At 71.9% G+C, this 7,847-nt stretch carries 8 protein-coding genes; 3 read left to right on the top strand and 5 right to left on the bottom strand.

From position 1 onward, the window contains the following. Positions 1 to 3: 3 nt before the first annotated feature. The 5 genes from DMH12_RS21185 to DMH12_RS21160 all read right to left on the bottom strand — a co-directional run bounded on the left by DMH12_RS21185 (position 4) and on the right by DMH12_RS21160 (position 4,559). The gene (locus DMH12_RS21185; RefSeq protein ID WP_125493076.1) at positions 4 to 849 is read right to left on the bottom strand and encodes a sulfurtransferase; all 846 of its coding nucleotides are present in this window, start codon (positions 847 to 849) and stop codon (positions 4 to 6) included. 402 nt (positions 850 to 1,251) lie between these two features. Further along, positions 1,252 to 1,989, bottom strand: coding sequence for a DUF2993 domain-containing protein (locus DMH12_RS21175; protein WP_125493075.1), 738 nt, complete (start codon positions 1,987 to 1,989; stop codon positions 1,252 to 1,254). 142 nt (positions 1,990 to 2,131) lie between these two features. Then, positions 2,132 to 3,403: a hypothetical protein gene (locus tag DMH12_RS21170; RefSeq protein ID WP_125493074.1), complete on the bottom strand. Its 1,272-nt coding sequence runs from the start codon at positions 3,401 to 3,403 to the stop codon at positions 2,132 to 2,134. Positions 3,404 to 3,406: 3 nt separating this feature from the next. After that, complete coding sequence (locus tag DMH12_RS21165) at positions 3,407 to 3,661, bottom strand: MoaD/ThiS family protein (RefSeq protein WP_087808578.1); 255 nt, start codon at positions 3,659 to 3,661, stop codon at positions 3,407 to 3,409. A gap of 37 nt (positions 3,662 to 3,698) precedes the next feature. Further along, complete coding sequence (locus DMH12_RS21160) at positions 3,699 to 4,559, bottom strand: alpha/beta hydrolase (RefSeq protein ID WP_185832448.1); 861 nt, start codon at positions 4,557 to 4,559, stop codon at positions 3,699 to 3,701. A gap of 234 nt (positions 4,560 to 4,793) precedes the next feature. On the opposite strand from DMH12_RS21160, the gene DMH12_RS21155 reads away from it, so the two are divergent. The 3 genes from DMH12_RS21155 to DMH12_RS21145 all read left to right on the top strand — a co-directional run bounded on the left by DMH12_RS21155 (position 4,794) and on the right by DMH12_RS21145 (position 7,822). Further along, a complete protein-coding gene (locus tag DMH12_RS21155; RefSeq protein ID WP_125493073.1) occupies positions 4,794 to 5,591 on the top strand; it encodes a response regulator transcription factor in 798 nt (265 codons plus the stop codon). Positions 5,592 to 5,633: 42 nt separating this feature from the next. Then, entirely contained in the window at positions 5,634 to 6,656 is a 1,023-nt protein-coding gene (locus tag DMH12_RS21150; protein WP_125493072.1) for a LacI family DNA-binding transcriptional regulator, read from the top strand. 101 nt (positions 6,657 to 6,757) lie between these two features. Then, complete coding sequence (locus DMH12_RS21145; RefSeq protein WP_185832447.1) at positions 6,758 to 7,822, top strand: S1C family serine protease; 1,065 nt, start codon at positions 6,758 to 6,760, stop codon at positions 7,820 to 7,822. Positions 7,823 to 7,847 lie beyond the last annotated feature (25 nt).

Genomic DNA, 7,847 nt, shown 5'->3' with positions numbered 1-7,847 from the left:
GGCTTACTTGTTGGCGCCGAGCTCGATCGGCACGCCGACGAGGGAGCCGTACTCGGTCCAGGAGCCGTCGTAGTTCTTGACGTTCTCCACGCCGAGCAGCTCGTGCAGGACGAACCAGGTCAGGGCCGAGCGCTCACCGATGCGGCAGTAGGCGATGGTGTCCTTCGCCAGGTCGACCTGCTCGTCGGTGTAGAGCTGCTTCAGCTCGTCGTCCGACTTGAAGGTGCCGTCGTCGTTGGCGTTCTTCGACCACGGGATGTTGCGCGCGGACGGGACGTGGCCCGGACGCTGCGACTGCTCCTGCGGCAGGTGGGCCGGGGCGAGCAGCTTGCCGGAGAACTCGTCGGGCGAGCGGACGTCGACCAGGTTCTGCGCGCCGATGGCGGCGACCACGTCGTCGCGGAACGCGCGGATCGCGGTGTTCTGCGGCTTGGCCTTGTAGTCGGTGGTCGGGCGCTGCGGGACCTCGTCGCCGGCGACCAGCTCGCGGGCGTCCAGCTCCCACTTCTTGCGGCCGCCGTCGAGGAGCTTGACGTTCTCGTGGCCGTAGAGCTTGAAGTACCAGTAGGCGTACGACGCGAACCAGTTGTTGTTGCCGCCGTAGAGGACCACGAGCGTGTCGTTGGCGATGCCCTTCTTCGACAGGAGCTTCTCGAAGCCCTCCTGGTCGACGAAGTCGCGGCGGACCGGGTCCTGGAGGTCCTGGGTCCAGTCGATCCGGATCGCGTTCTTGATGTGGTTCTTCTCGTAGGCGGACGTGTCCTCGTCCACCTCGACGATCGCGATGCTGGGGTCGTCCAGGTGGTCCTGCACCCAGTCGGCGTCGACCAGGACGTCGCTGCGGCTCATGTTTTCTCCTCCGGGGCAGTTGCGGCGGGGCGAGCGGTGAGAGGGTGCGCGCGCTCGGGCCGTGCGGCGGCGCGCGGGTGCCCTGGGCAGGGCGGGTGAGGGGGACGGACGGCGGCGGCGCCGTCCGGTCAGAGGGTGCGACAGAGCATGGCGGCAACGCGGCACAGGTCCACTGCCCGCCGCTTCGTGAGGTCCGCCTGTCGCTTCATGGGTACCGATCGTAGGGACGGATACCGGGGCATGTCACCGGCGTGTCGCATCCTGAGACGGGATCGTCCGCAATGTGGGATCAATGCGAGGCCCGGGGCGCCGCGCGACGCCCGGCGGGCGGGTGGCCCGCCTTCGCATCTGCGGTACGGACGGCGTCGTCTCGCCTGTCGGACTTCCGGCCCCCTTGGGTCCCTACCCGGCCAGTTTGACGTCCGAACCCTTCACCGTGATCTCGACGCCGTCCTTCGCCGCCTCGACCTTGTCCAGCTCGATGCCGCCCGGCAGTTCGTCGATGGTCTGCTGGAAGTCGGTGATGGCCCGGATCCGGGACTCGGCGAGCTGCCGGCCGCCGATCTCCGGCAGGCCGTCGGCGACGACCTCGACGTCGTTGTCCTTGACCTTGACCGAGCTGAGCACCTCGACCGGCTCGGGCAGGTCCACGCCCAGGACCGTGGCCTGGAGCGCCACCTTGATCTTGCCGTTGCCTCCGTCGGAGAGGCCGATGACCTTGGCGGTGATGCCGGGAGCGATGTCCGTGGGCTCGGACTTGGCGGCCTTCATCAGCTCGTCGTAGGCGACGGTCGCGGTGCCGGTGGCGGTCGCCGCGGTGGCGGAGCTGTAGTCGCCGGAGAACGCGACGCCCTTCATGTCCGCGCGCAGCTCGGCGATGCGGATCTTCTCGTCGCCCTTGCCGGTGGACGCCTCGTAACCGTCGATGCCCACCTGGACGTCGTCCAGCTCACCGCCGGCGACCTGGGTGAGGAAGGGAAAGCCGTTGATGGACACGTCCGGCGTCGACGGCAGGTTCTCGGTGCTGCGCACCTTGTCCGCGACCTCGTCCTCGGCGAAGTTGACGGCCACACGGTCGGCGATCACGAAGAGGCCGCCCAGGATCACGACGACGACCAACAGTATTCGCAGTGCGCGCATGCGGAGTTCCCCAACCCTGGACGGTCGACGACAGCGGTCCCCCGACGGCCGGTGGCCGTCCAGGCGCGAGCGTAACCCGGACGGGTGGCGCCGCCCGGGTTCTGTAGACCACCTGTGACACCCCGCGCCGGGCGCCCGGCGGTCAGGCCAGCGCCCGGCCCAGCACGTACACGGCCGGCGCCGCGGCGGCCAGCGGCAGGGCCACGCCCGCCGTGAAGTGGACGAAACGGGACGGGTAGTCGTACGCCGCCACCCGGAGGCCGATCAGCGCGCACACCGCCGCGCCCGCGCCGAGCAGCGCTCCCGACGCCCCGAAGTCCGTCGCCGAGCCGACCGCGATCCCCGCTCCGGCCGCCGCGAGCAGCGCGACGACCACGGACCCCGCCGTGGGCAGCGGCAGGGCGCGGGCCACGACCGCCACGGCCACCGCGACCGCGCCGACGGTCACCGCGTCCGCGTCGGCGGCGAGGTACCCACCCGCGATCACGGCCAGGGCCGCCGCGGCGACGGTCGCCATCAGGCCGTACATCCGCTCGTCGGGGTCGGCGTGCGAGCGCAGTTGCAGGACGAGGGACAGCAGCACCCACACCCCGAGCGTGCCGAGGATCGCCGCCGGGGAGCGGTCCGACACCAGCATCGCCGCGTCGGCGGCCAGCGCGCCCGCGAAGCCCAGCGCGATGCCCTGCCGGGCCGGCCACATGCCGTTCAGGCGGAACCAGCCCGCCGCGGTGACGGCCTGGAGGGCGACGAGCGGGACGAGGAGGGCGTACGTGCCGAGCGCCGCCGCGCCGGCCAGCAGCAGCCCGAGCAGCGCGGTGAGCCCGGCCGGCTGCATCCCCGGGTCGATGATCGGCGAACGCCCTTCGGCACGGGCCCGCTGCGCGTCGGTCACCCGCGTGTTCCCGGCGAGGGTCGCCGGACCGTAGCCGGCGTCGCCGGGAGAGACGGATGGGGCGGGCGAGGCAGGTGAGGCAGGTGAGGCGGAGGGCGCCGGGGCCGCGGGATCGTACGGCTGCGGATGCGGCTGCGGATGCGGCTGCGGCTGCGGCTGGTACTGGTACTGGTACTGAGGTGCGTACGTCTGTGCCGGAGGCTGCTGGTACTGCTGCTGCGGCTCGGCCCCGTAAGGCGGCAGGTACGCCGTCTCCTCCGCCTGGACCGGCGGCTGGGTCTGGTGCACCTGCGTCTCCCAGGTCTGCCCGTGCCACTGCTGCGTGTACTGGCCGGCGTTCGGGTCCTCGTACCCCTGAGGAGCCTGAGGGGCCTGGTGGGTCTGCTGATCGGGCCACTGGGCGTCGTACCCGCCCCGCCCGACCCATCTCCCGTGCTCGTCGTACCCCTCGTACCGCTGATGCGGCTGATGCGGCTGATGCGGCTGATGCGGCTGATGCGGCTGATAAGGCTGGTCGGTCATCGCTCACCCTCCTGCGAACGGCGGGAGCACCTCGACCGTGCCGCCGTCGGCCAGCCGTACCGTCTCGTGCCCGCGGGTGCCCACCGGGTCGCCGTCGACGAGGAACGAGCAGCGCAGCAGCACGCGCGTGAGCTCGCCGGGGTGCCGCTCGCGCACCGCGCCGAGCGCGTCGGCGAGCGTGGCCGCGTCGTACGGCTCCTCGGCCACCCCCGCGGCGGCCTTCGCGGCGGCCCAGTAGCGCACCGTGACCTTTGCCATCTGGTTCCTCAATCAGTTGACGGTGAACACCGTCAGGCTAGCCCGCCCGGCTGACCGCCCAGGCGCCGATCCGGTCCAGCAGGGCCTCGTCCGACGCGTGCTCCGCGTGGCCCATGCCGGGCTCCAGCCAGAGTTCGCCGTGGTCACCGGCGGCCCGGGCCAGCATCCGGGGGTGGTCGAGGGGAAAGTAGCCGTCCCGGTCGCCGTGCACGAGGAGGAGCGGGGTCGGGGCGATCCGCGGCACCGCGTCCACCGGCGACAGCGGCTCCGGGTCCCAGGCCAGGTGGTGGATGCGGGTGCGGAAGCCGTAGCGGCCGACGAACCGGCCCTCGGGGCGCGTCACCATCCAGTGCAGCCGGCGCATCGGCGCCGTGCCCCGGTAGTACCAGCGGGCCGGCGCGCTCACCGAGACCACGGCGTCCGTCCGCGCCGCGCTGTCCGGGCCGTACAGCGCCGCGTGCCGCAGCACCACCGAGCCGCCCATGGAGAAGCCGACGGTCACCACGCGCGCGTGCCCGAAGCCGCGTGCCCACGCGACGGCCGCCGCCAGGTCCAGGACCTCGCGGTCGCCGACCGTCGACCGTCCGCCGGAGGCACCGTGGCCCCGGAAGGAGAAGGTGACCACGGCGCCGTACCGGGCGAACCTCCGCGCGATGCGCAGCACGTGCGCCTCGTCCGCGCCCGCGGTGAAGCCGTGCGCGACGACGAACACCAGGTCGGAGGGGTCACCGCCGGTCGCCGCCGGCTTGTACACGGCGTCGATCCGGACCCCGTCGGCGCTGCGCAGGAAGGTGCGTGCGGGCATGCGGCGGGGCGCTCCCCCGGGCGTCTCGGAATGCGGACGATTCCCTGGACGAGGGGTGGAACGCGCCACATGACCTGACGGTCGGTAGCTCATGTCGGCTATTCTGCTGCGTAGAGGACTCGGGCAACGTAGCCCCCGGGTCCTTTTGTGCTTCCAGGAGCGTGGCCGATCGTTCACCTCCCGGACGCACGGCGGGCCCCACGGGCACGGGATCCGCACCGTACGAAGCAGTGCCGTAAACGTCCTCGCAGGGACCGAGGAGGAACCAGACGTTATGGGCGAGCGAAGCGTGCACGACCGTAGGACGACCCGGGCAGGTGGGGCGCGATGAGCTCTCTGCTGCTCCTCACCAACGCCCTTCAGCCGTCGACGGAGGTGCTCCCCGCCCTCGGCCTGCTGCTGCACAACGTCCGCGTGGCTCCGGCGGAGGGCCCGGCCCTCGTCGACACCCCCGGCGCCGACGTGATCCTCGTCGACGGGCGCCGTGACCTTCCCCAGATCCGCAGCCTGTGCCAGCTGCTGCGGTCCACGGGGCTCAGCTGTCCGCTCGTCCTCGTGGTCACCGAGGGCGGCCTCGCCGCCGTCACCGCCGACTGGGGCATCGACGACGTACTGCTGGACACCGCGGGACCGGCGGAGGTCGAGGCGCGGCTGCGGCTGGCCATGGGCCGCCAGCAGATCGTCGGCGACGACTCCCCGATGGAGATCCGCAACGGCGACCTCTCGGTGGACGAGGCGACGTACTCCGCCAAGCTCAAGGGCCGGGTCCTGGACCTGACCTTCAAGGAGTTCGAGCTGCTCAAGTACCTCGCCCAGCACCCGGGCCGGGTCTTCACCCGCGCCCAGCTGCTCCAGGAGGTGTGGGGCTACGACTACTTCGGCGGCACCCGCACGGTCGACGTGCACGTACGGCGGCTGCGCGCCAAGCTCGGCCCCGAGCACGAGTCGCTGATCGGCACCGTCCGCAACGTCGGCTACCGCTTCGTCACGCCGGAGAAGCCGGAGAAGGCGAAGTCCGACAAGGCGGAGCGGGAGACGACGGCGCGCGAGAAGACGGCGCCCGCCGGGGCGGAGGACGGGGCGGAGGCCCCGGACACGGCGGCGGCAAGGTCATCCAAGGTGTGATACGCCCTGCCCGGAGCGGGTCCATCCGCGTAGACTCCGCGCGTGGCCAAGGTGACTCGGGATGATGTGGCGCGGCTGGCGGGAACTTCCACCGCCGTCGTCAGCTATGTCATCAACAACGGACCCCGGCCGGTCGCCCCGGCCACGCGCGAGCGTGTCCTCGCCGCGATCAAGGAGCTGGGGTACCGCCCGGACCGGGTCGCCCAGGCCATGGCGTCGCGGCGCACGGACCTCATAGGCCTGATCATCCCGGACGCCCGCCAGCCCTTCTTCGGGGAGATGGCGCACGCCGTCGAGCAGGCCGCCTCCGAGCGCGGCAAGATGGTCCTGGTCGGCAACACGGACTACGTCGGCGAGCGCGAGGTCCACTACCTGCGGGCCTTCCTCGGGATGCGCGTCTCCGGCCTGATCCTGGTCAGCCACGCCCTGAACGACCTGGCCGCCGCCGAGATCGACGCCTGGGACGCCCGGGTCGTCCTGCTGCACGAGCGGCCCGAGGCCATCGACGACGTCGCCGTGGTCACCGACGACCTCGGCGGCGCCCAGCTCGCCGTGCGCCACCTGCTGGAGCACGGCTACGAGTACGTGGCCTGTATGGGCGGCACCGCCGAGACCCCGTCCGTCGGCGACCCCGTCTCCGACCACGTCGAGGGCTGGCAGCGCGCGATGAAGGAGGCCGGGCTGTCCACCGAGGGCCGGCTCTTCGAGGCGCCGTACAACCGCTACGACGCCTACAAGGTGGGCCTGGAGATCCTGGCCGGGCCGCGCCGCCCGCCGGCGATCTTCTGCTCCACCGACGACCAGGCGATCGGCCTGCTGCGGGCCGCCCGTGAGCTGCGCATCGACGTGCCGGGCGAGCTGGCGGTGGCCGGCTTCGACGACATCAAGGAGGCGGATCTCGCCGACCCGCCGCTGACGACCGTCGCCTCGGACCGTCCGGCGATGGCGCGGGCCGCCGTCGACCTGGTCCTGGACGACGGCCTGCGGGTCGCGGGCTCCCGGCGCGAGCGGCTGAAGGTGTTCCCGTCGCAGCTGGTCGTACGGCAGTCCTGCGGCTGCGTGTAGCACCCGCCCGGAGCCTTCCTTATATCGGGCATACGAGGTTCTGCCGGGCTTCTCAGGCAGCACTCAGGCCGCTCTCATCCTCGGGCGCGAAGCTCATGGACATGACCGAGAGCCTCCGCCGCAACGGCGAGTACGAGCACGCGCAAGAGAACCCGTACGAGAACCCGTACCAGGGTGCCCGGCAGCACGCCTCCTCTCCCGTCAACCCCGAGTGGCCGCCCCCGCCCACCCAGCCGCCCGCGGCACACCACGCCGGGTTCGCCGCCGACGGGCAGCCCGGGCAGCCGCAGCAGCGGCGCCGGGCCCGTCGCGGCCCCGTCGCGCTGCTCGCGGCCGTGGCGATCGTCGCGGCGGCCATCGGCGGCGGCACCGCCTACGGCATCCAGGAGCTGACCGGCGGCGACACCGTCGCCTCCGCCACCAGCACGAACGTGGTGCCCTCCAGCCAGAAGGGCACGGTCTCCGGGGTCGCGAAGGCGGTCAGCCCCAGCATCGTCGAGATCAGCGCCACCTCGAACGCCGGCTCCTCCACCGGTTCCGGCGTCATCATCACCGACGACGGCGAGATCATCACCAACAACCACGTCGTCTCCGGCGCCTCGTCGGTCAAGGTGAGGACCAGCGACGGCAAGCAGTACACCGCCGAGGTCGTCGGCACGGACAGCAAGAAGGACCTCGCGCTGATCAAGCTGGAGGACGCCTCCGGTCTGAAGGCCGCGAGCCTCGGTGACTCGGACGCCGTCGGGGTCGGCGACCAGGTCGTCGCCATCGGCTCGCCCGAGGGCCTGACCGGCACCGTGACCAGCGGCATCGTCTCCGCCCTTGACCGCGACGTGACCGTCTCGACCGACGAGGGGCAGCAGCAGCAACAGCCGGGGCAGGGCGGCGGCCAGTGGCCGTTCGAGTTCGGCGGCCAGGAGTTCAACGGCGACACCGGCTCGTCCACGACGACGTACAAGGCGATCCAGACCGACGCCTCCCTCAACCCGGGGAACTCCGGCGGCGCGCTGATCGACATGAACGGCAACATCATCGGCATCAACTCCGCGATGTACTCGGCGACCGAGGCGTCCGCGAGCGCGGGCAGCGTCGGCCTCGGCTTCGCCATCCCGGTCAACACCGTCAAGGCCGACCTGCCCGACCTGCGCGCGGGTGCGAGCAACTGAGCGGTCACGAGTACCCGCGACGAAC

Origin of the sequence: Streptomyces sp. WAC 04229, from assembly GCF_003947455.1 — a bacterium.
Classification (GTDB): Bacteria; Actinomycetota; Actinomycetes; order Streptomycetales; family Streptomycetaceae; genus Streptomyces.
The sequence above is the reverse complement of the archived record's forward strand: the minus strand, read 5'-3'. Positions and strand labels throughout refer to the sequence as shown.